Below are 26,931 nucleotides of genomic sequence, written 5' to 3' on the forward strand. Positions count from 1 at the left end.
CCATTTTTGTCTATCTGCTTTCCTCTTTTTGCTCTTCCAGTTTTTTCAATTGCGTTGTAAGCACTTTCAAACGTTTTTTCAGTTCTTCTCCCCACTCTTTATCATTCAAAATCTTGGAAACTCGGAGCAGATCGAGCGAATGATCAATTTGTTCACGCAAAATCGGTTCAAAATCGGCATCTTCTTGAAAACTGATTCCGTACTCTTTCCATTCCTCGATCATTTCGGGGGTAATCGTTTCACGGAGGGTTACCTCTCTGACGCGATCTTCCTTCGCATAATCTACCACCAGCTCAAACTCTTCCTTTACGGCAGGATGAACTTGCACATCATGGCATACCGGGCAATAGAGCAATGGCACCTGATGCACCATGACGGACTGCTGCCGGTAAGACCCGATAAAACCAATCGTTGAAGCTCCACAGCAGTAACTCATGGGCGTTCCCTCCTGTTCCCACTCATGATCGGGATCATCCATTCTCCAGATCCGATCAAGAATCGATGGATGTGTATATATTTTACCACAAATCAGTAAGTTCAAAACAACCTATACCAAAGAAAATAGACTGCCATTTCCTTCCCGTGCGCCGACAAACTCACGATTGCCTCTTCCGTGCAAACCAGCAACCATATGAAACGATGTAATCTCCTTCAAAAATTCTTCTCTCATCCTTGCAATCTGCCAAACCGAGTGCGATGGTGGCAATCCGTCCACAGAAAAACAAAAACGCCCCTTCTGAAGGACCGACAGCCGGCCAAAGCCTGGCAACAGTTCCCACAGGGGCGAAAAGTCTGTCAGCCAACTTATTCGCTGACCACTTTTTCGTAACCTTCAGCGTCAAGAAGGTTTTCGAGTTCGGAAGAATCCGCCATTTCCACAACAATCATCCAGCCGTCTTCGTAAGGAGAATCGTTTACGTTTTCCGGAGACCCTTCCAAAGCAGCATTTACCTCCAACACTTTTCCGCTGACCGGCGCATACAATTCCGAGACGGTCTTAACCGATTCAACACTGCCAAAGGGCTCCCCGGCTTTCAGCTCGGCACCTGCTTCCGGCAATTCGACAAAGACGATGTCTCCCAATTCCGATTGCGCAAAGTCGGTAATCCCGATCCGCACTTTGTTTCCTTCCAGGCGCTGTACCCACTCATGTTCTTCTGAATAACGCAGCTCTTTTGGCAAATTCATGTCGGACCCTCCGCTTACTCAAGTTCTCCCAATACGCGTTCCAACGGACGTTTCAACATCGACAGGGCTTTTTCGCCCGCAGAGCGGTGTCTGAGCAATCCGTTGGCATCAAACAGATAAAAAGCAGGAACAAATTCGTTTTCAAAAGCATCCACGACGCTGTGGCTGTTGTCGATCCCTTGCGGATGCTTCAGTTCGTATTTTACTATGGTTTCTTTGACTGCGTCCACATCTGTATCTTTTTCCGAACGCGGCATGTGAATCCCGACAAACTTGATTTGCGGATACTCTTCACGCATCTTGTTCACTTCCGGCAAGCTCTTCTTGCACATGTGGCAGCTGATGGACCAGAAGTGAACGATCACCGGTTGTCCTTTCAGATCTTCATTGGTCACTTCGCCGTTGACCCATTCCGTAATCCCTTTGATTTCGGGCATTTCCGTACGCAAACGCAACGCCATTCTCTTCAGCCTCCCCTTTTATGGAAATAGAGGACCTAACGCACTAGTTAGGCCCTCGGAATCGATGTGAAGATTAAAGGGTTTTATCCCCCGGTTTCCAGTTGGCAGGGCACAGTCCACCCATTTGCAATGCTTGCAATACGCGCAGGGTTTCATCAACGCTGCGTCCGATATCGTTGTCATGCACGACTTGATAACGAACAATGCCTTCCGGGTCGATGATGAACAACCCGCGCAACGCAACTCCTTCCTCTTCGATCAAAACGCCGTAGTCGCGGCTTACTTTATGGGTGGTGTCCGCAGCCAACGGATAATTGATTTTACCGAGACCATTGGCATCGCGCGGAGTGTTGATCCAAGCGCGGTGAGAATATTTGCTGTCGGTGCTTACACCGAGAATTTCCGCATCAAGATCGGCAAACTCTTCGTAGCGATCGGAAAGCGCAGTGATTTCCGTCGGGCATACGAAAGTGAAGTCAAGCGGATAGAAGAACAGAACGAGCCATTTTCCTTTATAGTCGGAGAGGCGCACCTTTTCGTCAAGCGTTTCAAGATTTTTGGTGCTCTCCAATTCAAAATCGGGAGCTGGCAATCCTACAAGACGATGTGCCACGAGAATAACCTCCTCAGATTAAGTATACTTTTGATCCAAACTTACCTTTCCCAATTTGGATTAGCATTAAACAGCGGGTAAGGCCTGTTTGGTACAAATTAAAAATAACACGCCCCCAGATTAAAGTCAATACTAATTTATATTAATTATAAATTGAGATCTTTTGTCATTTACTACGCCAAAGTCTTTCCCTAAATCCGCGTATGAGGAAGCATCCCATCTGCGCAGATCACTTCGGCCAGTGCCGGTTGGTCAATCGCGATCATTTCTTTTAGCAGCGGCAAGTCTTGCTCCTTCTGAATGCGATATCCGCTAAACCCGAACGCTTCGGCCAGACGCACGAAATCCGGATTGTCCAAATCAGCTCCAAGCGTGTGCAAACCGGCGCTTTTCATGCGGTTTTTCTCCATCGCGTAACATCCGTTATTCAGCAAAACCAGCTTGATCGGGAGACGGCGGGCAGCTGCCGTGGCCAACTCAGCCATCGTCACCGGAAAACCCCCGTCACCGACGATGGCAATCACCTGACGCCCGGGATGATTGAGAGCAGCGGCAATTGCTGCCGGCAGGGCAAATCCGAGCGTCCTCCACTTCCCGGAGATCAGAATTTCCTGTTGCTTTAAGGGAAAGGTTCGTTCAAACCAAAGAGTATGGTCTCCGACATCAAGGACAATGACTGCCCGCGGATCAACAAGCGTGCCCAAAGCAGACATCAGCCTGGCAGGGGTAAGCATGCCGGCCGAAGGCGAGGTTTCCTCCTCGATCCGTTTCTGCCAGCTCTGTTTGCGCTTTTGAATCAGTTCCATCCACTCCGCCTGATCCTTCTGCGGCATCTCCTGCAAACAAACCTCCACCACATACGACACATCGCCAACCACCGAGGTGACACAGGGACGCGTTCGCCCGATATTCTCCGGGATCCGGTCCACCTGGATCACCGGAATCTTTTGCGGCACAAACGCTTGCGGCCACCAGGTTGCTCCCAGGATCACACATAAATCCGCCATCTGCAGGAGATCCGTTGCCGACTGGCTGCCCGCCTGTCCCAATCCGCCGGCAAACAGAGGGTGATCATTTGGTATGAGCGACTTCGCCGGCATCGTCGCAATGATCGCCGCCTGAACCGTTTCTGCGAGGCGAATCACCTTTTCTTCTGCTCCGGCAATCCCCCGCCCCACCAAAAATACAGGCCGCGTCGACTGCCCCAGCCGGGAGAGCAATTCTGCCATCACCTCAGGTTGCGGCTGGAGCGGCGGCATAAGCGGCGGATTCGGGTAAAAGATTTCATCCGTCGCTTCCCGCCACATCTCTTTGGGAATCGACAAATGGGCAACACCGCCCCGGTTTACCGCCGCTTTGAAGGCCAGATTCAACTGTGTGGAAAATCCTTTCCCGTCAGCGACCAGTGCGGAAAAGAGGGCGATGGGCTCGATTAACCGCTGCTGGTCGATTTCCTGTTTACTGCCCGTTCCCAACTTGCTTCGCTCCACCTGACCGGTGATGGCCAGTACCGGAACACCGTCAGCCGCGGCATCCGCCAATCCATTCAAAAGCGAAACGATCCCCGGACCGCTTGTCGCCAGAACAACGCCAGGCCTTCCTGTCAATTTCGCTTCTGCCGAGGCCATCAGCGCAGCTCCCATTTCCGTACGACATGCGATATAGTTCACCCCGGACTGTTTCGCCAGTTCGCCAAGCAAATCAAGATTGGCATCCCCGATCACACCGTAAATTCGCTGACATCCCCAAATATCCAGCTGTTTGAGCAAATGCCCGGCGACATGAATCCCCATTTCACACCTCCCTTTCTATTGTGCCTATTTCCGTTTTATCTTACACAACCGATCACGAAAAACATCTGCTTCGCTTGATCATGCTCCGGAATTTTCAACGCTGCCATCGCATTAAACAGGCAACGGGATCACTTTCACTCCTAAAAAATACAAAGCCCCACTATAACAGGAGGCTTCGTTTTTCCGGTATGAGTCTTGGACTCTTGTCGCCTTGACGGAATTTAATACCGTACCGTATTTAATCAATCAACACACCGGTTTCTATAAATTATCCGCAACATTGCAATGTGTAATAATATAAAAACCAGACCGCGTGATTCTGTTCGTCTGCTGCGGCGCGCTGAAACGCTCTTTTTATATTCCGGTTTCTTGTCCGGTCAGCCAGATCCAGGTAAAAGTCAACCGTTTTCTGTTCATCCTTGATTGCAAACTTTAATCCTTCTTTAAAGTTATCGGGGCATTTTTCCGTGATCTTCGGTTCCGGTTGTTTACCCGTAAGCTGAAAATAAATATTGGAAAAGGCACGATAATGTTTGATTTCATCTTCTCTTATTTCTGAAATACGCTCTTTTTCCTCTTGAGTATCCGCCAATTCTGCCAGTTGGGCATAGCAGGCAATCGCACTGTATTCTCCGTTGATCGCGTGGGCGATATCCTGAACCAGATGCGTATCCAGTGCTTGCGATATTTGCAGATAGGGAATATTATACACAATTCGTTCCTCCTCGCAGTAAGTAACGACAATGCTATGGAAAGTGTATGTACGCCACTTGTACCTCGTGCACAAAAAAACCCCGACCGAATGACGGTCGAGGATGTTACCTCTTTCTAACCCCACGTTTCTTTATACAGGTCTTCTTTAAACCCAACCGTCACCTTGTTGCCGTCTGTCACGATCGGGCGCTTGATGAGCATGCCGTCGGAAGCGAGCAAATCCAGCATTTCTTCCTCACTCATCTCTTTCAGCTTTTGCGACAATCCGAGGGCGCGATATTTTTGCCCGCTGGTGTTGAAAAACTTTTTGATCGGCAAACTGCTCTTTTTGATCAGTTTTTCCAGTTCCTCACGCGAAGGCGGCTCCTCGGCGATATTTTTATCGGTAAACGAAATGCCGTGTTCCTCCAGGTATTTCTTGGCCTTCCGGCATGTTCCGCACTTCGGGTATTGGTACATGATCAGGGACATCGGTCATTCCTCCTGTTCCTGTTGACAAAGACCTCAGCCTCTACTGTTTATCCTTTTCATTTTTCCCCGCATCCGCCTGCCTAAACACTTGACTGCCCCGCTTGTATTCCACATCGGAAACGTTGGCTCTGGCATTGACGGCACGGGCCGCTGTGAAGAAAAAGTCGGACAAACGATTGAGGTAACGGCGTACCTCATCATTGGTCTCCTGCTGCGCACAGAGTGTGACCACGCGCCGCTCGGCCCTGCGCGCGACCACCCTGCAGACGTGAAGCGCAGATGCTCCCGGGGAACCACCGGGCAAAATGAAGCGCTGAAGCGGCTTGCATTCAGCATCGTATTTGTCGATCCACTCTTCCAAACGGGTCACCATTTCCGCAGAAACCTTGTACTGGCGGCTTTTGCCCGCTTGCGCCAAGTCTGCACCGGCATCAAACAGTTCGTGCTGGATTTCCGTCAGATCCTGAATCAGATCCTCATCCCGTTTTGCGTCCAGGCGGATCACCGCTTCGCCGACGAAAGCATTTAACTCATCCACCGTCCCGTATGCTTCAACCCTGACATCATCCTTACTGACACGCCCTCCGATCAGGCCGGTTTTCCCTTCATCACCGGTTCGGGTGTAGATTTTCATTTTTTCTCCTCCTTTGCGGGTTGCAAAAAAACTTGCGGAACGTGAAGCGTCGGATGCGTCATAAGCAGTGGCGTCACCCCATATGCCTCTTCGATCCTCTCCCGGGTGATAACCGCTTTTGGAACACCGCTGGTCACCATCCGGCCTTCTTTCAGCAAAACCAGCCGGTCGCAATATTGCGCTGCCAAGTTGAGGTCATGCAGCACAATCAGGATGGTGAGGCCGCATTCAGACTGCCACTTTTTCAGTAAATCTAAAATCGCCAGCTGATGCCGGATGTCCAAAAAAGTCGTGGGTTCATCCAAAACCAATAATTCCGGTTCCTGGGCCATCGTTCGCGCAATCGCCACCCGCTGCCGTTCCCCGCCGCTCAGCTCGGCCAGTTGCCGTTGTTTCATCGGCCAGAGCCCGGTTTGCCGCAGCACGGAATCACACACATCGAAATCACGCCCGGAGGCCCATGACCACCTGCTTTGGTACGGATAACGGCCCATTTTCACAACTTCTTCGACTGTAAATTCGATCTCTCCCAGCGGTTCCTGGGCCAGGACGGCGACAATCCGCGCTCTTTCCTTGGGCGAATACGTGTCGATCCGCTCTCCCTTCAGCCTCACCTCGCCGCTGTCCGCTTTCCATTCGCCCGTAAGACAACGGATGAGCGTGCTTTTGCCGCTGCCGTTTGCCCCCAGAACGCCAACCATTTCCCCTTTCTCCACACACAGATCGATCTCCTGTAACAGCCAGCGGCCGCCGGCTTTTTTCCCCAACCGGGCTGCCTGAAGCATGGTGCCCCCTCCTTTCTATTCCCCTTTTTTCCGCTGATGCCGCTTGAGGATCAATGCGAAAAAAGGCACCCCGACAAAAGAGGTGATCACTCCGATCGGCAACTCGGCGGGAGCGATCAGCGTCCGCGCCAGACAATCCGCCAGCAGAAGCAAGATCGCCCCGGCCAATGCAGACAGGGGAAGCAGAGAGCGATGGTCGGCGCCGGTCAACATGCGCATGATGTGAGGGATCACCAATCCGACAAAGCCGATCATGCCGGAGACGGCCACGGCCGCGCTGGTCATCATCGATGCGATGAGAAGCAGGCAAACTCTCGTTTTTGCCACATTGACCCCGAGATGGGCCGCCGCGCGTTCCCCCAGTGCCATCAGATTGAGATCGGCGCTCATCAGCCAGCAGGCAGGAAAACCGATGAGTAAAAAGGGAAATACCGCACCCACCTGGTTCCAGTCCCCCAGCGAAAACCCGCCCATCAGCCAGAATTGAATCCGCTGCATCTCTTCCGGTTTAAATGACAGGGCAAAGGTGAGCAGCGCGGCAAAAAAACTCTGGACAACGACTCCGGACAAGATGAGGGAGATCACGTTGAGTCCTGAACGCCCGCGGGCAAGCATCAGCACCAGCGCCAGTGCGAGGCAGGCCCCGGCAAAGGCAAAGCCGGGCAGCGACCAGCCTCCCAGCAATGCCGCACCCCAACTGGTCACAATCGCCAAAACTGCCCCGACCGATGCCCCGGAGGAAACCCCCAGAATATAGGGATCAGCCAGGGGATTTTGCAATATCCCCTGATAAACCACGCCGGCGATGGCCAAAATCGCCCCGACCAAAGCCACCAACAACACCCGCGGCAGCCTTAATTGCCAAATGATCACGGCATCGGTGGCGTTAATTCCGCTTCCGTTGCCCACGCCCCATTTTTCCCCGATCACTTTCCAGACGGTCATCATGTCAATATGTGTGCTGCCGAGCGAGACCGACAGTGAGAAAGTGAAAAGGAGGCAGAGGAAAAGTCCCCCGCCCCAGATCAGCTTCTTTGGCCGGCCCTTCACTTTGACTTCCCGCCAAAAAGTTCAGGATAGAGAAGCGATGCGATCTGTTTCACGCCCTGAAATATGCGCGGCCCCGGGCGATTGGTCAAATCAGGGTCAAGCGCGTGGACGCGGTGATTTTTCACGGCACTGATCGAAGACCAGCCCGGACGGGACAAAATCTCTTTTTCCCCGCCGTGAAAAGTGATGATTACGTCGGGATTCCATTTGACTACCTGTTCGGGAGAAACCTTGGGCCAGCCCTTTAATCCGCCGGCCACGTTTTGCCCTCCGGCAGCGGTGACCAGCTCATTCATGAAGGTATCCCCGCCCGTGGTGAACAGATTGGGATCCAGTTCGATCCATACCTTCATCCGTTTGTCCTTGGGAACCCCGGCAATCTTGTCGGCAATCTCTTTCCGCTCTTTTTCCATTCCGTCAATCAGTTGTTTGGCTTCCGGGAGATGATTGGTCGCTTCAGCTGTGACGTTGATCGAGCGATAAACGTCCTGAATGCTGTTCGCCCCCAGTACCAACACGGGAATGCCCAGCTTTCTCAACCGTTCGATCGTCTGCTTGTCATTCGCCGTATTGGCCAGCACCAAATCAGGCTTGAGCGCGACCACCTGCTCCACATTGATCGTGAAGTCTCCCACTTTTGGCAATTTTTTCACCTGGGCCGGATAATCGTCATTGGCCGTCACCCCGACCACTTCTTTGTCCAAATGAAGGGCAAAGGCGATTTCCGTATTGCTCGGAATAAGCGAAACGATCCGCTTCGGCTCTTTTTTGATCGTCGTCACTTCTCCGGCCATATCCTTCACTTGCACCGGATAGCTGGTCCCCGACGCTTTCGGCGCTGTTTGCCCGGCAGGATTATTTGCGCCCGCACATCCGGCCAACGTAAACAAGAGCACAAACGATAAACATAAGACCATGACACGATTAAGTTTACGCAATCTGATCAACCCCCTCCTGTTCGGCTCGATTCATGAAAAAACCTGTGCCGGCCTTAAAGGGCACAGGAAGGAGAATGGCATGCGAAAACAGGGGGGTTCGGATACAACCCCTTTGCGCATACGTCTCTCCTTTACCTCGAAGGAGAACGCAGATGGATTGAAAAAGGCAGGTCTCCTGGCTTATGGTTCATCGTCGGGCCGCGCCTTCCCATCCGTCCGGACAGTGGCATCAACGGCAGCCGTCCTCCCCAATCACAGTGGCGGGACCGCGCCGGATTCTCACCGGCTTCCCTCTTCGCTTTCCCGTAAAAAGAAAGACCTTTTTCTCCATGCACTTCGTTCGTTATCATTATAGAAGAAGAGGATGAGGGTTGGCAATTTTCAAACCAGATGAAAAAAGGAGGATTCTTCAATGCCGGCACATCCATTTACAATTGAATTGAACAAGGAAAACCGGGTGATCCGCGGGGATCTGTTTCTTCCTTCCGCCGGGGGCAAACATCCGGTTGTCATCATTTGCCACGGTTTCAAAGGATTCAAGGACTGGTCTTTTTTTCCGGTGATCGGCAAGCGCCTCGCCGGCAAAGGGATCGCAGCGATCACGTTTAATTTTTCCATGAACGGCATCGGTGAAGATTTGCAGAGCTTTACACAGCTGGACAAATTCGCTCACCTGACCTTTACCCGGGAGCAGGAAGACTTGTCCGTTTTGCTCAGCCATCTGAAACAAGGCCGTCTGCCCGGGGCAGAGCAACTGGATGTGGAGCGCATCGGCCTTCTGGGCCACAGCCGCGGCGGGGGAAACAGCCTCATCTTTGCCCTTGATCATCCCGGGGAAATCCGTGCCGTAGCCATTTTCAACAGCATCCACCGCCCCGACTTTTTCGCTGCGGAAGTGATGGAGGAAATCCGGCAAAAGGGAATCGGCTATGTCACCAATGCGCGGACGAAACAACAGCTTCCGATCGACCGTGAAGTGTTGGACGACATTGAAGCCAACCGGGAACGCTTCCAGTTCATGGACCGACTGCCTGAACTGAAGCAGCCCCTGCTGATCATCCAGGGCGACGAAGATCTCCCCGGCTTTTTGCAAGGAGCCGAACAAATGGCCAAACGCGCTCCCCATGCGTCGATGCATATCATCCGCGGGGCTGATCACACGTTTCGTTCGGTGCATCCTTTTGCCGGAATCTCCCCGCAGCTGGAAGAGGCGCTGAACCTGACAACAGACTTTTTCCTGGCGGAGTTTTAGAGAATCTCTGAAAAAATATCGGCATTGTTTCTCTGGTATTTTCGATTCTGTTGGTTTTCATTTCACATCCAACATATTTATAAAAAAACGCCATTCTTTCTGAAGGTATTTGAAGGAATGGCGTTTTTCAAGGGAACAAAATTTATGTGGTTTGATTGGGATCAAATGATTGCAAAAGACCGAGTTACAGCCTGTTTATTTACCTGGATGCCCCCACAATGCGGCGATATCTTTATCGGTTGATAAATCTGCTCTCACCCAGGCATCATGGGGCCGGTCATTCTCTACAAGATAACGATAGGTTCCGCTGGAAAGATTGGAAAATGTAAAATAATGATTATCACCATCTTTATATACTCGTGTGCTAGACAAGGTTACCCAACTGCGCCACTCAATTTTTGTAAGTATACACCCACTGTTTCATTTTTATTGCCATCATTATTTGCAATCACGCGAGCATAGATTTTATCCCCGCTAGAATAGCACAGATTACTGGTTCCAATATGGCCATTCGGGGGGGAGGCGTAAATAATCATTGTGCAGCCCAATCCGAACAAGCTGCTTCTACCTGACTTACATTCACAAAAGGCAAACTGAGAATGGAGATGAAAAAAAGAAGAGATAAAACGATCGGTTTTATCTTTTTCAAAGATCCACCCTCCTGATATAATTTAATAATTACATTATGTAATAAATTCACTATTATTCAATATAATAATATTAAACAAAAAATTATGCTTATTGATTTGAAAATCTCTCATATCATGTACCTTCTCTTTTACCAAATAAACTTTGATTCATTAAAATATGAAGGAGCGAATTTTATTCCTAAAAAACCTTATAGTTGCCATGTATTTTATAACCCACAATCGCAACTGTCGTACTGGAAATAATCTTTATGAATGTCCATCATAAAAAGAAATTATCATACTGCCTTGATTCGAGATATAATAAAAAAATAGCATAGGAACGTCTAAGAGAAATCAGTCAGAAATGGGTGAAATGATGGTTGAACCTCCATATGAGGAAAAATGCTGCCCTGCCGAAGGGCGTAAAAGCCACCACCCGCCGAAAATAAAAAACAACCTTATCTCCCGACTCAACCGGGTGGAAGGGCAGATTCGCGGCGTAAAAAAAATGATTGAAAATGATACCTACTGCGACGATGTGCTCAATCAGATCGCAGCAATTCAATCCGCATTGAACAGTGTGGGGAAAATTCTTCTCGAAGGGCATCTGCGCAGCTGCGTGGTGGAACGGTTGCAGGAAGGCGACATTGAAGTGATCGACGAATTGCTCATTACGGTGAAAAAACTGATGAAATGAACGGCAGTCGCCGGATCCCCGAATCATGGCAAAACCGGGAGGTACACGGTGCTTCCCTGATTCTTCCCACACCCCTGCCGGCCGATCAGAGAGGCACCGCTATCCGGCCTGCGAATTCGGTAAAATAAAAAAATCCGGGTGATTTACCCGAATTTTTATCCAAACTTAAATCATGACGGAGGAGACATTGCTTTCAAATATTTTTACGCCTGCTTTCTCCCGCATCATGACCAGGTATTGGGTATATAGCCGCCAAAGCGCCTGCCAAACCGGGTCCGTAAACGGTTTGTAGACAACGTTTAACCCGATTGCTTGCGCCTCCTGATAGTTAATTACCGAACCGTGATTGGGGTATTTGTCAATGTTGATCAATGTCTCGGCAATCTGTTTGGCCTTGAGCGGATGATTCTTGTACATCGACCGCCGGAGCCACTTCACCGCCAAACGTTTGGAATGTTCAATCGATTTGTGGCAGAAATCGATCAAAGCTGCGTCAACTCCCTGCAAAAACGGCAGATAAGCCGAGTTGAGGGGTTGTCCATTGGCATGTTCTCTCTTGATGATTTCCAATCCATTCAGAAACGCTTGGGCCGGCCGGTACTGATAACCGAAAACCGTGGGAATGGAAATTTGCGGATCGATCGGCCCCAGTTCCGACGTATTGCTCATCATGATTTCATCGGCCGCCAAACTGATCAATGTCGCTGCACTTTTGGCCGCCTGGGGAACTACAACGCGCAAATGCTTCGTCTTGGAGAGCAATGTATGCACAAGGGTTTCGGCAGCATTCGGATCACCGCCCGGACTTTCGATCACCAGATCGACATCGCTGTTCTCATCAAGGGAAGAAACAATTTCATAAAACGGAGCGATATCTTCTCTGGTGATCGCGCTGTCAGGATGTGACAAATTGGCTAAATAAACCAGGATTCTTCGCCCCGTCGCCTGTTCAATCTCCTTGATAAATTCCTGCCTTTCATAACGGTCGCGGTGAACGGCATGATAAAGCGGTGTCTGCTTTGGCAAAGAAAGCTGTTGGTAATCCATGGAATCCCCTTTTCTCTTTGGATTAGACCCGGTACGGGCGACCGTACAACTTTTCTTTGGATGGCTTGATTCCCATCGTTTCCATATCTCTTTTCAGCTTTTGTACCGACTTCGTGAAATTTTCGTATTCGCTTTCTTTTTTCCATTTGACAAGCGCGTCTTCTTTCGCGGCCAATAAAGCATCGAACATGGCATACAACCCTCCTCCAGCCAGCATACCTTAAGTATACTATATGCGAAACATTTCAGAAAGATGCAGGTAATTCTCACCGGCAAAAAATCCTTTTTTGACACTTCCTCGCCGCTGTTCCTCCCGATCTCCCCCGATTTTCCACATCTTGAATTCTATTGATCGATTTGCCCGATCTTTGCTAGACTGAAACTAATCGATTCTGCCAGAGCGAATCTCGATCGTTGAAATATACTTATGCAAAGGAGCTTTTTCCGTGAAAAAAATCGGTATCCTACGTCCGCTTGTTCATCAGGGGGCGGCCCCCGTCGAATACGCCCTGCAACTGGATGACCAGGAAATCGGGCTGAACGCGCGGTTGGGACAAGAAGTACAAATCACGTTCCTCGGTGAGCGAAACTGCATCTTTTGCGGCCGCAAAACGAAAAAGTTTTACGGCAACAACAGCTCCTGTTTTAACTGTTTTCGCAAACTGCCGGACAATGACATTTGCATCGTCAGGCCGGAACGCTGCCATTTTCATGAAGGAACCTGCCGTGACCCCGAATTTGGCCGGCATCACTGCATGCAGCCCCATATCGTCTACCTGGCTCTGTCCAGCGATGTCAAAGTGGGCATCACGCGAAAAACCAACCGGCTGAAACGCTGGGTCGATCAGGGAGCGGTCGCGGCCCTGCCGTTGATGGAAGTGCCCACCCGAAAAGATGCCGGCGAAATCGAAGTTTTCCTCTCCCAATACATCACCGACAAGACCAACTGGCGCAAAATGTTGAAAAACGAAACAGCCGACATCGATTTGCTGCAAACCCGGGCTGATTTAATCGAAAAATTGCCGGACGCATACCGCCGCTATCTGATCGAGGAGCCGCAAGTGCTTCAGTTCGATTACCCGCACATCGGCACCCCGACGAAGATCACCTCGTTTAATCTGGAAAAACAGGAGACAATCAGCGGAAAACTGATCGGCGTCAAAGCGCAGTACCTCATCCTGGACAACGGCGTGTTTGGTGTGCGCAAACATGCGGGGTTCAAGGTGGCGCTGGAATTTTGAGAAGCAGGGAAAAAACCTGCTTTTTTTTGTGCGCATCCATTTTATTTCAGCCGAAACGGGTTTCTAAAGCGGTAGGGTGGTTCAAAGCGCTTGATCCGTTTCCATTTCGGCCGAATCCGGTACAAGATCAGCCCCCCGACCACGATAATCACCATCCACACATAGATTTGGGTGGCCAGCACAACGGCAAAGATAATCATCGCCGTCGTGGTCAGCAACGTGGAAACAAACAGCACCCGTGTCGTAAGCAGACTGAAAAGGTAGATCAAGATGCCGATGAGAATCAGCAGAGGGCTTAAAATCAGCAGCGCCCCGGCAGCCACGCCGATCCCGGTGCCCCCCCGGAAGCCGAGAAACACCGAATACAAACTGCCGACCACTACAGCCACAGCAGCCAGGTAGGCTCCCATCCAGCCGGCGACCGAAAAGCCGATCAGCGTCGCCGCCATCCCCTTTACCAGATCAATGACGATCAGGACAAATGCCTCCCGCCGGTTCAATACGGAAAAGGAAGGAGGACGAAGGCGATAGGCCGGCTTCGTGACCACCCACCAATCAAACGGGAGGGCGCCGATGAAATAGGCGATGATGATCGATATGAATAAGGCCATCCCTCTCTTCCTCCTTTCTACAGATTGGGCAACCGGCGAAAGATCAACAGCACCAACAGCATCAATCCGCAATAGCCGAACAGCGGGTATAAGTAACGAACCAATGCGGGAAAGCCAAACAGGGAAAACAGATAGCCCAATACAAAAATCAGGGCAACGATCGGACGATCGGAAAGCGGAATCATCTGTCGAAGATTGGCCGTCAAGCCGTACACATTGCCGACGAGGGTGGTGAAAATCTCCGCCCAAATCGTCACCAAAAATAAATATTTCATTCCCGCCCCCAAAGTGCTGATCACATAGGCCATCGGGATTTCCAAATGAGCCACTTCACTCCAATGCACTTGCATCGCAAAATTGAAGGCAAGCAGCATCACACCAAGTCCAAGGCCGCCGATCCAGGCGCCCAGGCGGATGGTGCTTTCATCCTCGATTTCGGCACCGAGCGGAACCAGCACGGCCTGCATCATGACCAAATTAAAAGCGACATACACAATGGCGGCCAGAAACCAGTGATGGTGCAGCGGCTCTTCCGGGAAAGTAATCAGAAGTGATCCCGGATGGCTGCCCCATGCGTAAATCGCGACGAGAACGGTGAACAAAAACATGAACGGAACGACCAGAGTGTTAATCGATAAAATGCCATCCATCCCGCGCAAAATCACAATAAAGGAGAATAAAGCCGTTAAAATGACGCCCAGATGGAAGGAAAAACCCAACTGCTCCTGAAACAGTGCCCCTGTCCCCGACATCATCGCCGTGGTGACGCCAAACAGCATCAGCCCCACCAATAAGGTCATCAAGCGCCCCCAGCGCTCACCAAACAGATACGTATTGAATTCTTCATAAGAAAACGCCCTCAACCGGGCGCCCATCAACATCATGCGCGATCCCAACCAGGCGAACAGGCCCGTTGCCAGCAGCACTCCCCAGATGCTCTCCTCGCCAAAGGAGGTAAAAAATTGCAATATCTCCTGCCCGGATGCAAATCCGGCCCCGATCACCGTTCCGATATAGGTAAACCCGACGCGGCTGGCACGCTGCCATCTGCCAAATGCATGCAAGGCAATCCACGTCCCTTCTCTATTCTGGTTAGGACTAGTTTATGAAAACGGGCATAAGAAAAGACCAGCGAAAGTTCGCTGGTCTTTTCCAGGGCTGCGACTACCACCAGCCGCCGCCACCTCCACCGCCACCTTTTGGCGGTTTGTCGTTTCCTCCGGTTGAGCCGCCATCCTGGCCGCCACCATCTTGGGTACCACCGCCATTCTGGCCGCCATCAGACGGAGGAGGATTGAAAATGCCGCCGGGATTATTCCCGTTTTGGCCACCATTCTGGCCATTCTGGTCGTTCCCGTTTTGGCCATTCTGGCCGTTTTGGTCGTTCGTGTTTCCGTTTGGATCCGGGTTTTCCGGCTTTTTTGGTGATAGGGTCACCGTCACCGAATTACTTTCTTTTTGCGCTGCACCGGGATCGGTTGCCTGCGTGTCAATCGCTACCACTTTATACGTGTAGGATTTGGACTGAGCAGCACCGCCACCGATGATTTTATCCCAGAATCCGCCGTCTCCGCCATCTCCTCCGGAAGCTGCCGGCGGTTTGGCATCGGTATCTTTATAGCTGGTCGAACCCGGACCAAGCTCCGCAATCATTTGCCCGTCGCGGAACACCTGATATTTCACCCGGTTGGGCTGAGCCTGCCATTGCAGCAGAACGCCATCCTCTTGGGATACGGCAGTCAGATGCGGAGCATGCAGCTCAAACGGCGGCTGTGGATCAGGAACCCCAAAATTGCTGAAGTGTTTCGGCGGTTTATCGTCGGTCAACTTCTTCATCACGTAGGAGAAGATTTTTGCCGGCGCCGTTCCCCCGGTCATCTTGACGTAGTCGTCACCGGAGTAACCCGGGTAGAATACGTCAACCGCACAGACAAGATCAGGCGTATAGCCGACAAACCAGCCGGATTTCTCTCCGTTAATCGTTCCCGTCTTACCGGCCACATCCCAACCGTTATGCAATCCGGCAAATGTGGAACCCGTACCCTCACTCACTACTTTTTTCAGCATCCTCGTCATATAGTAAGCTGTTTTCTTCGAGAATACATTGGTAGGAGTGTCTTCAATCGGATGTTTTCGTTTCCTGACGTCGCCATCCGCATCCACCACTTTCACGATGGCATGCGGGGTATAATAATAACCACCGTTGGGGAAGACGGAATAGGCTCCGGCCATTTGCACCGTATTTACCCCATTGGTCAAACCGCCAAGACCCAAGGCAGCATACGCCTGGTCATTTGGTACAAGATTGAGGCCCAGTTTTTGGGCATATTCGAAGGCCACAGGCAATGTCACGACATCGTGCAACAGGTTAAGCGTCGACAGGTTGTACGATTCCTCCACCATTTTTTCCATCCGGATATCACCGAAGCTGCCCGGTTCATAGTTTTGCGGATGCCAAGTACCGGCCCAGTCGACGGGTTTGTCGTGAACAATCGAATACTCATTGTAATCATGTTTCTCAATCGCCGGTGAATAGACCGTGAGCGGCTTGATCGATGAACCCGGCTGATGCAGTTCCAAAGCCCGGATATGAGCGGTATGGACAAAGTTCCGTCCGCCGCCGATGGCACGAATCCCGCCTGTTTTGGGGTCAATCACGGTAATTCCCGCATCGGCATCCACTTTGCCTCCGCCCGCTGTCAGCTTTGTGCCGGAAGCGTTGGTAAAGAGGCTGTCTTTCTTCAGAGCTTCCTGCACCGCACCTTGCGCCTTGGGATCAAGCGCCGTATAAATCTGGTAGCTTCCCGTTGCCAAATCATCCGGATCGATGCCATATTCCTCTTTCAGCTCTTTTTGAATCAGATCCTTGTACGCGTCAAAATCGCTCTTCTTGGCGTATTTCTCCGCACAGTTTTCACAAGGGTTCAAAGGCGTTTGCGCCAGTTTATCCGCTTCTGCCTGCGAAATCAGCGGAGGCATCACATCATCAACCGGCATGACCTGCGTCAAAATGACGTTTCGGCGTTCCAGTGCTTTTTCTTTGTGCCGGATCGGGTTATACAACGACGGCCCTTTCGGCATCCCGGCCAGCATGGCCGCATCCTGCACCGGAAGCTCTTGCTTTTTCAAATCGTAGCCAAAATAGGATTTGGCCGCCATCTGCACCCCGGCGATGTTGCCGCCGAAGCTGATGTAGTTGAGATACGCTTCGAGAATCTGCTTTTTCGGATCTTTTCCCTCTTCTTTCAGTTTTCGCTCCAGGTTGAGCGCACAACCGATCTCTTTAATTTTACGGGTATACGTTTTGGCAGAGTTCTCCAACACGATGTTTTTGCAGACCTGCTGGGTGATCGTACTGGCCCCTTCCGCTTTACCCATGGAGATGACATCCTTGACAACCGCCCGGGCCAGCCCCTGGAAGTCCACCCCGTGGTGTTGGTAGAAACGGCGGTCCTCGGTCTTCACAAATGTGTTGACCATCAGTTTATTATGCTTGAGCAGTTCATCCATACTGATCCATTCGCGGTTGTCATACCCGAAGGAGTCGACCGGCTCTTGCTTATTATTGTAAGCATAGATTTTCGACGCGGCCGCGATATTGTTCTTGTTCACTTTGTTCAATTCGTTCGGGTTGGCTGACATCATGATGGCGGAACATCCACCGACCATGAGCAGAAAAGATGTTAAAAGAACCAATAAGAACCATTTCCATGTGAAAAAACGTCTCCATCCCGCTTTCTTCCCGCGCTTCCCGGGGCCCCCGGTACCTCGTCCGCCGGAGCGGGAGCGGGGACCGACTCGTTCGCTGCGAGAACGCGGCGGCATGGGCGAATACCCACTCCTCATGCTCACCTTGCGAAAATCGTCCATTGCGTTAACCTCCTGAAACACGTGTTACCTGCACACTGCTTCATCTGTATCCCAGCATCGGGATCCGCCGAATCATCCACTTCCAGGACTGCGATCTTGCATTTTTGCCAGCCTCTCATCTGTGCTATAGTAATAGCAGAGGTGAGAAAACATGCATACACAGGCTGTCATTTTTGCGAGCCGCACAACCGGGGTGATCGGGATCGCCGCCTCCCTGTTCCTTTGGAAAACAGCCGGCATGACCGGTCTGATCCTGGGCTTGGCCGGCTCCGCTTTCTGGTTTTGGCTGGCTTTTTACATAAATAGAAAAGAAAAGAATTCTTCTAAATAGCACTTCATCATTATAGCTTAAATCATGTGAACAGGGTTTGTCGGTTTTTAAAATTATTACAGGAATATTACACAAAACTTATGCCTATTTTACATAAAATCGCGGATTTGTAAAACCCCCCGTCACCGGAATCACAGCACCGGTAATAAAATCGGAATCAGGATGGGCGAGAAAACGGACCACCCGTGCCACGTCTTCCCCCGTACCCGGACGCCCGATCGGTGTGCGGGGATCTTTTTTGCCCCGCGCTTCGGCAATCGTCGCTTCCTTGTAAGGATCGCGAATGTCGCCGGGATATACCATATTGGCGGTGATGCCGTTTTCCGCTTCTTCCAGGGCCACGGTGCGCGTCAGGGTGACCAGACCCGTCTTGGCCGCGGCATAAGGCCCAAATCCCGCCCATGCCGGAGCGATTTCCGCATCCGGATAACCCAGGGTGATCAGGCGCCCGCCTCCCTGCTTGCGCATATATGGAATAATTTCCCTGAACAAGTAAAAAGCCCCGGACAGATTTCCCTCTATCATTTCCCGCCACATCGCATCCGTAAACGCGGCAACAGGCGTATGATTGAAAATGAAAGGCCCGGCCATCAGCACGAGTACATCAACCCTGCCCCAATGGTTCAAAACCCGGCGGGCCATGTCCCGGATCTCCTCCAACCGGCTCAGATCGCCTTGGATGAGATACGCCTCTTCTCCTATTTGTTCGATCTCTGCTGCCAACTTTCGGGCCGCTTCCGCGCTCTTTCGATAATTGATCACAATTCGGTATCCGTCCCGGGCCAATCCTTTTGCCACCTGCACGCCCAAGCCCCTCGGGCCGCCTGCCACCCATGCGACGGGCCGATCCGGCTTCGCCATGTTCACGTCACCCTCTCATTCTTTCATCTCTTCCATAATCTATATGAAAAAAGTGGCAAAAAAATCTGCATCGGCCCGGAATTCCATTGGCCAATCCGGCTATCCGGCCATCAGTCATGACCGCCCTGAACAGAAAAACCGGATCACCCATGTGATGATCCGGTTCATCCCGTTTCTTATTTCCGATTGGTCTCGTCGCACCCCTTCCCTTTGTTTTGCGAACAGAGTGGATGATTTAGTTGCCGATATAGACCGAGCGGATGATGGTGCGGGCAAAAGGGGACCCCTGCTTCGTTTTCCCGCGCACCTCGATGGTAAAGTTGTAGACGCCCGGCTCTGCCCCCTTGAATGCTCCGGATAAAGCGGAACCCTGCGTTGGCTTCAGGGAAAATTGCAGTCCCTTCGTCTTCTTGTTCTTCATGTCGGCAGAAGTCAGCACTTTCACCTGAGCCTGAAGGGCAGCAAGGTCCCATTTTTCCGGATTCTTGAACCGGACAGACATCGGCAGGGCATTGCGGCTCCACCTGCGCGGGAGATCGACGGAAAAGGAAGCTGCTTCCCCGCCGGAAAACATCGTGGTCAAGAGATAGGCGTCATCATGGGAACTGGAGAGGCGAACCTGCCAGTTTCCGCTTTCCGGTTTTTCCACCCGAAATTCCTGAACTGTTGCCCCTTTGAAGAAATCCTGGTCGATTCCCGACGAGTAAACGGGATTTCCTTTTTTGTATACTTTTCCGCTGGGGGAAACCAGGGAAACGTTTACATCGGAACCTTTAGTCAGCACGGCAAAAACAGCTTGCGCCAGCCCCGTCTCAACCGGAACGGTTTGCACTTCCGTTTTCCCGGTGGTCAGCGGACCGCCATGAACATACGTCTGATCAGCCGCCGGATCAGTATCCTGTGTTGCCGGTTTTGCCGCCGTCGTCACGACTGATGAAGCGGCAGCGGTGCGCAGGACGGGATCGATTTGACTGAAGGAGGCTGATCCCGTCCGAATGGAATCATGGTCAGCATGGGAGGTAAACAGGTGTCGCCCGTAAGGAAGATCGGCGCTCCAATCGTTTACCATGCCATCATTGGCCCCGTATTGGGAGAGATAAAGGCCCCCGAACCAGAGCGCGGACATAAATGGTCCCCAATCATCGCCCGCAGCAGTAAAATAGGCGTTTTTGGAAACATTGGGATTGGAGTCGATCTGCTGCCGGTATTTCTCCATTTCACCCGTCTGGAGCGAATAGACCCCGGGACTGTGCTGCCCCAACAGATCGGCCAGCCACCCGGCCCACCAGCTGTATGCCAGATTGGCCAGATCCGAACCGTAGTGCGGTGAGGAAAGGGTGACCACCTTGTTGACGTAAGGATAAGCGCCGTACTCAACCAGAGCTGCCTGGGTATCCGGCCCGCCTTTGCTGTGGGCGACAATATTCACTTTCTGACCGAAATAGGCGGAGATTTGCGCCAGCATTTGCGCGAGCAGTTTGCCGTTGTCCTCCGGTCTGGCCGATCCGTTGCCCGCCGCATCATACAACTGGACAAAAGCCGTTCTGTAACCGTTTGCATAAGCGAGTTCATACATATCATTAACCCCGTGATACCTTGTATCGCTCCACCAGTCCTGCGCCTTGCCGTTCATCCCTTGCACAAACACGATCGGCGGCTTGCTCAAATCGGCATTGGGCGGAGTCGCTCCGACAAACCAGGTTCCCGGCGTGGTGGAATTGGATGGCGGCGACAATGACTCCGTACCGGCAGAACCGGAAACAGTGACATGTCCCATCACTTTCGGCGGGGGCACTTCCGCCTTTGCTCCCTGCACGATACTCATCGGCAATGCCAGCAACAGACAAAGGGTCAAAACCAGCGCCAAACGCCATCGCGCTTTCACGTCGCAGTCATCTCCTTTATCGGGGTATTGTTATCAATATATTAATAATATTCAGTATATAATTAATAAAAACCTGCTAAATAATAATAAAAATATGCTTCAAAAACCAGACTTTTCATTCCTTAGCTGCGATTCCCACTGCCGGATTCACTCTCTGACAGCGGAAATCGCTTCATCCACACGTCTTGGTTATCACATGAATGCACTGATCCAATAAAATGATTACTAAACGCTTTCCCGCAAGCGCTCCGGCCAAGATGAACCGTCGGACACAAGCGGAGCCTGCTACCGGACAAATCCATTGTGCCCCGCGGCCAAGGCATCCTCCAGCCACTTCGGATGCATCGGAATCATCTCTTGCGGCAGTTCATCGCAGGGAAAAAAACGGATCTCCATCGACTCCCTTGAATGGACGGACAGATCACCGCCGATGATTTCCGCTTCAAAGTAGATGGTGACAAAATGAACCGTTCGCCCGTCAGGGTAATGAAAAATTTGTGAATCCGGTTCGGAATAAACTCCGATCAGCCGCACAATCCGCACCCTGAGACCTGTTTCCTCCCAGATTTCGCGGATCGCTGCCTGCTCCACCGTTTCCCCTGGTTCGACATGGCCCGAAGGAAGCCCCCATCGTTGTACATCCGCCCGTTTTTGCAGTAAAATGCGTCGCTCGCGGTCAAAGATGATCACTGCGACTGCCGGGCGGATTTCATCGATGCGCTCTTTGTCAGGCTGCACGTTATCTCTCCCCCTCAGATGCCGGAAACCCGCCCGTTTTCAACCGCTCCCATAACTGTTGCATATCCTCCGGCAGCGGCGCTTCCCATTCCAGCCACTCGCGAAAGCGGGGATGAAACAGGCGCAGGTGGAACGCATGCAACGCCTGGCGGTCGATCAACGGCGGTTCTTCGGCGATTCCATACATCTCATCTCCGATGATGGGATGGCCGATTGACGAGAGATGGATGCGGATCTGGTGCGTGCGCCCGGTTTCCAGCCGCAAGCGCAGCAAAGTGGCCCCGGGCAAGCGCTCTGCCACCTCAAAGTGAGTAACCGCCGGCGTCCCTCCTTCTCCTTCCCCGGCGTACCGGTAAACTTTGCGCTCCACATCGATTTTGATGGGCCGGTCAATCGTTCCACACTCTTCTTTCACCGCACCGTGCACGATCGCCAGATAGCTGCGTTCATAGCGTTTCGCAGCCATCTGCTCGGCCAGAAAGGCATGGGCATACGCATGCTTTCCGACCACCATCAGCCCGGAAGTGTCGCGGTCGAGACGGGTAACCGGGCGGACTTTGTGTTTTTCCCCTTTTTTCTGCCAATAATGCATCAGCCCGTTGGCCAGAGTCTGGTCGGGATACCCGCGTGTCGGATGAACCACCACCCCCGGCGGTTTTTCGATGACGATGAGATCCTCGTCTTCATACCGGACAGTAAACGGCACCGGCTGCGGGGGAATATGATCCGTCTCCTCCTCGGGAAAACGGATTTCAATCCGGTCCCCTTCCTGCACGCGCGCAGTAAAATAAATCACTTCTCCATTGACGGTCACAAAACGGCCCAATCTGAGCCGGCTCATCATCCGTCTGGAAAAGCGAAACCGATTCTTCAGCACCTGATGCAGCATTTTGCCGCTCTCTTCTTCTGTCACCTCATGGTGAAACATCGTCGTATTCATCAAACACCTCAATTGCTTCCAATAGGTCATTCACTCAATCCGGCCATCAAGTAGTATACCATGTTTCATTTCCTTGCAAGAAAAACAATCATGACCGATCCCACCCGAAGCGGGATTTAAGCAAACCCGGAAAAAGAGTCGTGCCCCTGGCCGGCCGTTGGGAACACAGGGAGGAGATTACGACCCGATATGCGTTATACCCCACAGAAAAAAGCATGGAGACGTTTCCCCATGCTCAGTAAACCACACCGGTTCGTTTATGTGTTTTGGCAAAAAAGGTCGGGTCCGGATCAAAATACCGCATGTCCAGCTTCTTCACAAACTGGCCGCCCGGCGTGATATAACCCGAACCCCATGTCGGATCCATCGTCACCCAGCGCCCCCCGATTTTCGCTTCCACCCAGGCGTGGCGCTGACCTCCGGCCATTCCTTCCACAAAGCGGCTGGGAATGTCTTCGGCACGAAGCAGCGCAATCGTTAAAAAGACGTAATCCTGGCAAACGCCGGAATCGGTTCGCAGCGACTTTAACGCACTGTCATCCCAGGCAAATTCGTTTTTGCGAAACTTTTCCACATCATAGTTCATCGTTTTGGCCACATACAGATAAATATCCCTGGCTTTGGAGCGTTCCGATTGATCCCCCTCGGTAATATGCTGCGCCAGCCACTCGATCGTCGGATCATCGGACTGGATGCCCCTTGACGGCAGCAGATCGCGCAGATCTTCCTTCGCCGTGCTCTTCACATCAAACTCGGCCACCGTAAAGAAGCGGAAGTAATCCCGCTGCTTCTGCGTGATCTCCGGGACATACAGCGTCACTTTATATGTTCCGGGGCCGAAACGGAGCCAGACTTTCCCGTCAAAGCGATAGTCGTGAACCGGGATGAAGTATGTCGCCTTGTCCTCTCCTTTTTGCGTGCGCACGACCATATACCGGGTCTGTTTTGCATCCTCTGCCGACGGATCAATCGTGCCGGCAATGCGGAAGGACAAATCAGCGATGTCTCCGCTGACCTCGGGAGAGAGCAAATGGATGCCGCGCTTGCTGTAGAGCGAGGTAAACATGACCGGGCTTCGCTCCACATTTTTCGTGTGCTCGGCAAATAAAGTGGCTCCTTCAATAAACGTATCCGGTTTGTTTCGGGCCGGAACCATCACCTGAATCTCGTGAATCCCCTGCCCGTACAGCAAGGGAACCCGTTCGGCAAACCGGCCGCGGTCCGTACTGACTTCCTTGTGCCACACCTGATTCCCTTTTTTCAGCTGAATCAGCACACGCTGGATGCCGCTGCCCACACTTCCTTTTACCAGAACCTCATCGTCCGCCTGCACATAGCCTTGGGAAGGATTGGCAAGCGAAAGTCCTGCTTGTCTGGCCGTCACGCTGTAAACGATGTCGCGGCTGATCTCATCGCTCTGGTTATCTGCCGTAAAAGAGGTCATGAGATAGTAATAATTCTCTTTCTTCAGATCCGGCAGGCGCACGGAGACCTGGTAATCCCCTTTTCCTTGAAAAAAGCGGACCGTCTGCTTGAAACGCCCTTCCTTGATCGGCACATAGTAATCCATCGTGTCTGGAAGATTTCCCTTGGAATGCCCCTCGTATTGCAAATGAATCCAAACATAGGGAGAGGCCAATCTGCCGTAATCTTCCACCGTTCCCGAAATCGGCAAAGATCCGTTGGCAGAAACCCGATCGTATTTGGGTGCGTCCAGCCGTGCTTTCAATTGCTTGGCATATGGCTGCAAGACAATTGGTTGACTTATGTATGATTCTTCCAACTGTTTAATCCATTTTACAAAAGAAAAGCCCTCTTTCGGCTGGTGGGGCAACTGCGCGAATCCATCTCCGACGGACGACATTCCCAGGAGGAAGGCAGTAAGCAGCGCACAACCGGTAGCTAACCATTTCCAACTCATAAATCTCCGGCCTTTCACCCTCATTCTTTTTTTCTCATTATACCTGATCATCCCGCCATTTTGACTCCTACTATTTTTTGTCATCGATCATCCTTTTCCCTTTTTATTTTTGAAAAAATCGTGAGCCAATCGTCGGACGGGCTTTTTCAGGGCAGTGATTTCAAATAAAAAACCCCCCTGACTGCCTTTGCCAGGGGGATTATATCCGGGCATATTTCTCATACTTGCGACACAGGCTCCGGGAGAATGCTTAAAAACCGTTCTTCATCCCAGATTTCTATTCCGAGCTTTTGCGCTTTCTCCAGCTTGGAACCTGCTTTCTCGCCGGCGATGAGCAAGTCGGTCTTCTTGCTGACGCTTCCCGTCACATTGGCGCCGAGCGATTCGAGCCGGGCGGAAGCTTCATTGCGGGACATGCTTTCCAGTGTTCCCGTGATCACCACCGTTTTTCCGGCCAGGGGATGACCTTCCGCAGCAGGGAAAGCCGCATCATCCGCCCCCTTGTACTCCATATTGACGCCCGCTTCCTTGAGGCGCCGGATCGTCTCGCGAACTTCCGGTTTGGCCATGTAGGTGACAATGCTGTCCGCCATTTTGGGCCCGATCTCCTCCAACGCCGTCAGTTCTTCTTCCCCGGCCTCAAGCAGGCGCTCCATCCGTTTATAGTGGCGGGCGAGAATTTTCGCCCCCTTGGCGCCGACAAAGCGGATGCCGAGGCCGAAGATGAGCCGCTCCAGTGAATTTTCCTTGCTCGCTTCAATCGCCTGCAGCAGGTTGTTCACCGACTTTTCGCCCATCCGTTCCAGCTTCAGCAAATCTCCCTTTTGCAAGTAGTAGAGATCGGCGACCCCACGAACCAACCCGTGCTCAAACAGCTGAGTCACCACTTTTTCTCCCAATCCGTCGATATTCATCGCCCCGCGGGAGACGAAGTGGATAATCCCTTCACGGGTTTGGGCCGGGCATTCCGGGTTGATGCAGCGCAGAGCGACCTCTCCTTCCAGCCTGACCAGCCGGCTCCCGCATTCCGGGCACTCGGTCGGCATGGAAAACGGCGTTTCCTCCCCCGTGCGCTTCTCTTTGAGCACACCGACCACTTCGGGGATAATATCCCCCGCTTTTTTCACAATCACATGGTCGCCGAGCATAATCCCTTTTTCCCGGATCATGTCTTCGTTATGCAAGGAGGCGCGCTTGACGATAGTTCCGGCCAGGGGGACCGGATCCAACACGGCAGTCGGAGTGACCACGCCGGTTCGGCCGACGTTCAGTTCGATCTCGCGCAAAACGGTCACCGCTTCTTCCGCCGGAAATTTGTAGGCAATTGCCCAGCGCGGGCTTTTCGCCGTATTGCCCATCTCTTCGCGCAGACGCAAATCATCCACTTTGATGACAATCCCGTCGATATCATACGACAGGTTGGGACGCCGCTCTTTCCACTCCTCGATAAAAGCGAGCACATCCTCGATCCGCCCGACCGTGCGGCGTGCCGGATTCACCTTGAACCCGAGCCGCGAAAGCCATTCCAGCGTTTCCGCATGGGTGGACAAATGTTCCTCATCCGCCTCACCTAGGGCATAAATGAACAAATCAAGCGTCCGTTCTGCCGCCAGTTTCGGGTCAAGCTGGCGCAGCGAACCGGCAGCGGCATTACGCGGGTTGGCGAACAACGGCTCCCCGCGTTCTTCCCTCCGGCTGTTGAGACGCTCAAACGCGGCCCGGGGCATAAACGCTTCCCCGCGAACCTCCAGGGTCACAGGTTCATTGAGACGCAGCGGCAGGGAACGAATCGTTTTCAAGTTTTGCGTAATATCTTCTCCGGTCGTCCCGTCGCCCCGCGTCGCCCCGCGTACGAACAAACCGTCCTCATAGCGGAGCGAAACGGCCAGACCGTCGATCTTCAATTCGCACACGTAGCGAACCGGACGCTCCCCCGCCGCTTTTCGCACCCGCTCGTCAAATTCGCGCAAATCTTCCTCATTAAACGCGTTTCCAAGGCTTAACATCGGCGAGCTGTGCACCACTTTTTCAAAATACGGCAACGGCTCGGCACCGACGCGCTGCGTGGGGGAATCAGGGGTGATCAGTTCGGGAAACTCCTTTTCGATCTCCGTCAGCTCACGCATGAGCCGGTCGTATTCCTCATCGGAAATCACCGGATCGTCCAGCACATAATAGCGGTAATTGTGCTCATGCAAAAGTTGGCGCAATTCCTGAGCCCGTTTTTTTGCATCGTCCAAATTCAAACCGTTCATCCTCCT

Annotated in this window: 26 protein-coding genes and 1 riboswitch; of the genes, 4 read left to right on the plus strand and 22 right to left on the minus strand. The window is 52.1% G+C overall.

What is annotated here, in order from left to right; all coding sequences use genetic code 11:
* Window positions 1-10 precede the first annotated feature (10 nt).
* The 11 genes from I8U18_RS10285 to I8U18_RS10335 form a co-directional block, all read right to left on the minus strand.
* Window positions 11-436, minus strand: a complete 426-nt coding sequence (locus I8U18_RS10285) for a hypothetical protein (protein WP_198055873.1) — start codon at window positions 434-436, stop codon at window positions 11-13.
* A 368-nt stretch (window positions 437-804) separates the two neighbouring features.
* On the minus strand, window positions 805-1,188 hold the full coding sequence (gene gcvH, locus I8U18_RS10290; protein WP_033100110.1) for a glycine cleavage system protein GcvH: 384 nt from the start codon (window positions 1,186-1,188) through the stop codon (window positions 805-807).
* A 14-nt stretch (window positions 1,189-1,202) separates the two neighbouring features.
* Window positions 1,203-1,643, minus strand: coding sequence for a TlpA family protein disulfide reductase (locus I8U18_RS10295; protein WP_033100176.1), 441 nt, complete (start codon window positions 1,641-1,643; stop codon window positions 1,203-1,205).
* 79 nt (window positions 1,644-1,722) lie between these two features.
* A complete protein-coding gene (locus I8U18_RS10300) occupies window positions 1,723-2,262 on the minus strand; it encodes a peroxiredoxin (RefSeq protein ID WP_033100109.1) in 540 nt (179 codons plus the stop codon).
* A gap of 191 nt (window positions 2,263-2,453) precedes the next feature.
* Window positions 2,454-4,055, minus strand: coding sequence for a thiamine pyrophosphate-binding protein (locus tag I8U18_RS10305; protein ID WP_198055872.1), 1,602 nt, complete (start codon window positions 4,053-4,055; stop codon window positions 2,454-2,456).
* Window positions 4,056-4,323: 268 nt separating this feature from the next.
* Window positions 4,324-4,767: a ferritin family protein gene (locus I8U18_RS10310; RefSeq protein WP_235281618.1), complete on the minus strand. Its 444-nt coding sequence runs from the start codon at window positions 4,765-4,767 to the stop codon at window positions 4,324-4,326.
* A 116-nt stretch (window positions 4,768-4,883) separates the two neighbouring features.
* The gene (locus tag I8U18_RS10315) at window positions 4,884-5,240 is read right to left on the minus strand and encodes an arsenate reductase family protein (RefSeq protein ID WP_033100108.1); all 357 of its coding nucleotides are present in this window, start codon (window positions 5,238-5,240) and stop codon (window positions 4,884-4,886) included.
* A gap of 40 nt (window positions 5,241-5,280) precedes the next feature.
* A complete protein-coding gene (locus I8U18_RS10320; RefSeq protein WP_033100107.1) occupies window positions 5,281-5,874 on the minus strand; it encodes a cob(I)yrinic acid a,c-diamide adenosyltransferase in 594 nt (197 codons plus the stop codon).
* Entirely contained in the window at window positions 5,871-6,659 is a 789-nt protein-coding gene (locus I8U18_RS10325; protein WP_052154027.1) for a heme ABC transporter ATP-binding protein, read from the minus strand. The genes I8U18_RS10320 and I8U18_RS10325 overlap by 4 nt, the downstream gene beginning before the upstream one ends.
* Before the next feature lie 15 nt (window positions 6,660-6,674).
* A complete protein-coding gene (locus I8U18_RS10330; protein ID WP_198055871.1) occupies window positions 6,675-7,709 on the minus strand; it encodes a FecCD family ABC transporter permease in 1,035 nt (344 codons plus the stop codon).
* The gene (locus I8U18_RS10335; protein ID WP_198055870.1) at window positions 7,706-8,647 is read right to left on the minus strand and encodes an ABC transporter substrate-binding protein; all 942 of its coding nucleotides are present in this window, start codon (window positions 8,645-8,647) and stop codon (window positions 7,706-7,708) included. Before I8U18_RS10335 ends, I8U18_RS10330 begins: the two co-directional genes overlap by 4 nt.
* A gap of 148 nt (window positions 8,648-8,795) precedes the next feature.
* Window positions 8,796-8,985, minus strand: a riboswitch (cobalamin riboswitch).
* A gap of 74 nt (window positions 8,986-9,059) precedes the next feature.
* On the opposite strand from I8U18_RS10335, the gene I8U18_RS10340 reads away from it, so the two are divergent.
* Together I8U18_RS10340 and I8U18_RS10345 are read left to right on the plus strand one after the other, a co-directional pair.
* Complete coding sequence (locus tag I8U18_RS10340; protein ID WP_033100103.1) at window positions 9,060-9,899, plus strand: alpha/beta hydrolase family protein; 840 nt, start codon at window positions 9,060-9,062, stop codon at window positions 9,897-9,899.
* Window positions 9,900-10,892: 993 nt separating this feature from the next.
* Window positions 10,893-11,225, plus strand: a complete 333-nt coding sequence (locus tag I8U18_RS10345) for a metal-sensitive transcriptional regulator (protein WP_033100101.1) — start codon at window positions 10,893-10,895, stop codon at window positions 11,223-11,225.
* A gap of 165 nt (window positions 11,226-11,390) precedes the next feature.
* Here the strand turns inward: I8U18_RS10345 and I8U18_RS10350 are convergent, their stop codons facing one another.
* Together I8U18_RS10350 and I8U18_RS10355 are read right to left on the minus strand one after the other, a co-directional pair.
* Entirely contained in the window at window positions 11,391-12,272 is an 882-nt protein-coding gene (locus I8U18_RS10350) for an SDH family Clp fold serine proteinase (protein WP_033100100.1), read from the minus strand.
* Between the two features lie 22 nt (window positions 12,273-12,294).
* Complete coding sequence (locus I8U18_RS10355; RefSeq protein ID WP_160173816.1) at window positions 12,295-12,462, minus strand: hypothetical protein; 168 nt, start codon at window positions 12,460-12,462, stop codon at window positions 12,295-12,297.
* Window positions 12,463-12,718: 256 nt separating this feature from the next.
* On the opposite strand from I8U18_RS10355, the gene I8U18_RS10360 reads away from it, so the two are divergent.
* Window positions 12,719-13,513 carry a DUF2797 domain-containing protein gene (locus I8U18_RS10360; protein ID WP_033100099.1) on the plus strand — a complete coding sequence of 265 codons (795 nt, stop codon included), beginning with the start codon at window positions 12,719-12,721 and terminating at the stop codon, window positions 13,511-13,513.
* A gap of 41 nt (window positions 13,514-13,554) precedes the next feature.
* On the opposite strand, the gene I8U18_RS10365 is transcribed toward I8U18_RS10360, so the two are convergent.
* The 3 genes from I8U18_RS10365 to I8U18_RS10375 form a co-directional block, all read right to left on the minus strand.
* Complete coding sequence (locus tag I8U18_RS10365; RefSeq protein WP_198064742.1) at window positions 13,555-14,124, minus strand: glycerol-3-phosphate acyltransferase; 570 nt, start codon at window positions 14,122-14,124, stop codon at window positions 13,555-13,557.
* A gap of 17 nt (window positions 14,125-14,141) precedes the next feature.
* The gene (locus I8U18_RS10370; protein WP_033100097.1) at window positions 14,142-15,188 is read right to left on the minus strand and encodes a YkvI family membrane protein; all 1,047 of its coding nucleotides are present in this window, start codon (window positions 15,186-15,188) and stop codon (window positions 14,142-14,144) included.
* 100 nt (window positions 15,189-15,288) lie between these two features.
* Window positions 15,289-17,994, minus strand: a complete 2,706-nt coding sequence (locus I8U18_RS10375) for a transglycosylase domain-containing protein (protein WP_198055868.1) — start codon at window positions 17,992-17,994, stop codon at window positions 15,289-15,291.
* Between the two features lie 151 nt (window positions 17,995-18,145).
* On the opposite strand from I8U18_RS10375, the gene I8U18_RS10380 reads away from it, so the two are divergent.
* A complete protein-coding gene (locus tag I8U18_RS10380) occupies window positions 18,146-18,325 on the plus strand; it encodes a hypothetical protein (RefSeq protein WP_198055867.1) in 180 nt (59 codons plus the stop codon).
* Window positions 18,326-18,409: 84 nt separating this feature from the next.
* Here the strand turns inward: I8U18_RS10380 and I8U18_RS10385 are convergent, their stop codons facing one another.
* The 6 genes from I8U18_RS10385 to ligA all read right to left on the minus strand — a co-directional run bounded on the left by I8U18_RS10385 (window position 18,410) and on the right by ligA (window position 26,925).
* Window positions 18,410-19,186 (minus strand): SDR family oxidoreductase, encoded by a 777-nt coding sequence (locus I8U18_RS10385; protein ID WP_198064743.1) that lies wholly within the window; start codon window positions 19,184-19,186, stop codon window positions 18,410-18,412.
* A gap of 235 nt (window positions 19,187-19,421) precedes the next feature.
* Window positions 19,422-21,071 (minus strand): esterase/lipase family protein, encoded by a 1,650-nt coding sequence (locus tag I8U18_RS10390; RefSeq protein WP_198064744.1) that lies wholly within the window; start codon window positions 21,069-21,071, stop codon window positions 19,422-19,424.
* A 285-nt stretch (window positions 21,072-21,356) separates the two neighbouring features.
* Window positions 21,357-21,809 (minus strand): NUDIX domain-containing protein, encoded by a 453-nt coding sequence (locus I8U18_RS10395; protein ID WP_033100093.1) that lies wholly within the window; start codon window positions 21,807-21,809, stop codon window positions 21,357-21,359.
* Window position 21,810: 1 nt separating this feature from the next.
* Window positions 21,811-22,749, minus strand: a complete 939-nt coding sequence (locus tag I8U18_RS10400) for an RluA family pseudouridine synthase (RefSeq protein ID WP_033100092.1) — start codon at window positions 22,747-22,749, stop codon at window positions 21,811-21,813.
* 235 nt (window positions 22,750-22,984) lie between these two features.
* A complete protein-coding gene (locus I8U18_RS10405) occupies window positions 22,985-24,670 on the minus strand; it encodes a transglutaminase domain-containing protein (protein ID WP_033100172.1) in 1,686 nt (561 codons plus the stop codon).
* A 218-nt stretch (window positions 24,671-24,888) separates the two neighbouring features.
* The gene (ligA, locus tag I8U18_RS10410; protein ID WP_198055864.1) at window positions 24,889-26,925 is read right to left on the minus strand and encodes an NAD-dependent DNA ligase LigA; all 2,037 of its coding nucleotides are present in this window, start codon (window positions 26,923-26,925) and stop codon (window positions 24,889-24,891) included.
* Window positions 26,926-26,931: the final 6 nt, after the last annotated feature.

It is taken from the genome of Thermoactinomyces sp. CICC 10522, assembly GCF_016055075.1.
In the GTDB taxonomy this organism is placed as follows: Bacteria; Bacillota; Bacilli; order Thermoactinomycetales; family Thermoactinomycetaceae; genus Thermoactinomyces_A; species Thermoactinomyces_A daqus.

Excerpts from the sequence above, each read along its gene's own strand:
- I8U18_RS10350 (WP_033100100.1), bottom strand. The coding sequence starts at position 12,272 with ATGGATTACCAACAGCTTTCTTTGCCAAAGCAGACACCGCTTTATCAT.
- I8U18_RS10285 (WP_198055873.1), bottom strand. The coding sequence starts at position 436 with ATGAGTTACTGCTGTGGAGCTTCAACGATTGGTTTTATCGGGTCTTAC.
- I8U18_RS10315 (WP_033100108.1), bottom strand. The coding sequence starts at position 5,240 with ATGTCCCTGATCATGTACCAATACCCGAAGTGCGGAACATGCCGGAAG.
- gcvH (WP_033100110.1), bottom strand. The coding sequence starts at position 1,188 with ATGAATTTGCCAAAAGAGCTGCGTTATTCAGAAGAACATGAGTGGGTA.
- ligA (WP_198055864.1), bottom strand. The coding sequence starts at position 26,925 with ATGAACGGTTTGAATTTGGACGATGCAAAAAAACGGGCTCAGGAATTG.
- I8U18_RS10405 (WP_033100172.1), bottom strand. The coding sequence starts at position 24,670 with ATGAGTTGGAAATGGTTAGCTACCGGTTGTGCGCTGCTTACTGCCTTC.
- I8U18_RS10345 (WP_033100101.1), top strand. The coding sequence starts at position 10,893 with ATGGGTGAAATGATGGTTGAACCTCCATATGAGGAAAAATGCTGCCCT.
- I8U18_RS10375 (WP_198055868.1), bottom strand. The coding sequence starts at position 17,994 with ATGGACGATTTTCGCAAGGTGAGCATGAGGAGTGGGTATTCGCCCATG.
- I8U18_RS10340 (WP_033100103.1), top strand. The coding sequence starts at position 9,060 with ATGCCGGCACATCCATTTACAATTGAATTGAACAAGGAAAACCGGGTG.
- I8U18_RS10385 (WP_198064743.1), bottom strand. The coding sequence starts at position 19,186 with ATGGCGAAGCCGGATCGGCCCGTCGCATGGGTGGCAGGCGGCCCGAGG.
- I8U18_RS10325 (WP_052154027.1), bottom strand. The coding sequence starts at position 6,659 with ATGCTTCAGGCAGCCCGGTTGGGGAAAAAAGCCGGCGGCCGCTGGCTG.
- I8U18_RS10355 (WP_160173816.1), bottom strand. The coding sequence starts at position 12,462 with ATGTTCGATGCTTTATTGGCCGCGAAAGAAGACGCGCTTGTCAAATGG.
- I8U18_RS10365 (WP_198064742.1), bottom strand. The coding sequence starts at position 14,124 with ATGGCCTTATTCATATCGATCATCATCGCCTATTTCATCGGCGCCCTC.
- I8U18_RS10400 (WP_033100092.1), bottom strand. The coding sequence starts at position 22,749 with ATGAATACGACGATGTTTCACCATGAGGTGACAGAAGAAGAGAGCGGC.
- I8U18_RS10305 (WP_198055872.1), bottom strand. The coding sequence starts at position 4,055 with ATGGGGATTCATGTCGCCGGGCATTTGCTCAAACAGCTGGATATTTGG.
- I8U18_RS10320 (WP_033100107.1), bottom strand. The coding sequence starts at position 5,874 with ATGAAAATCTACACCCGAACCGGTGATGAAGGGAAAACCGGCCTGATC.
- I8U18_RS10380 (WP_198055867.1), top strand. The coding sequence starts at position 18,146 with ATGCATACACAGGCTGTCATTTTTGCGAGCCGCACAACCGGGGTGATC.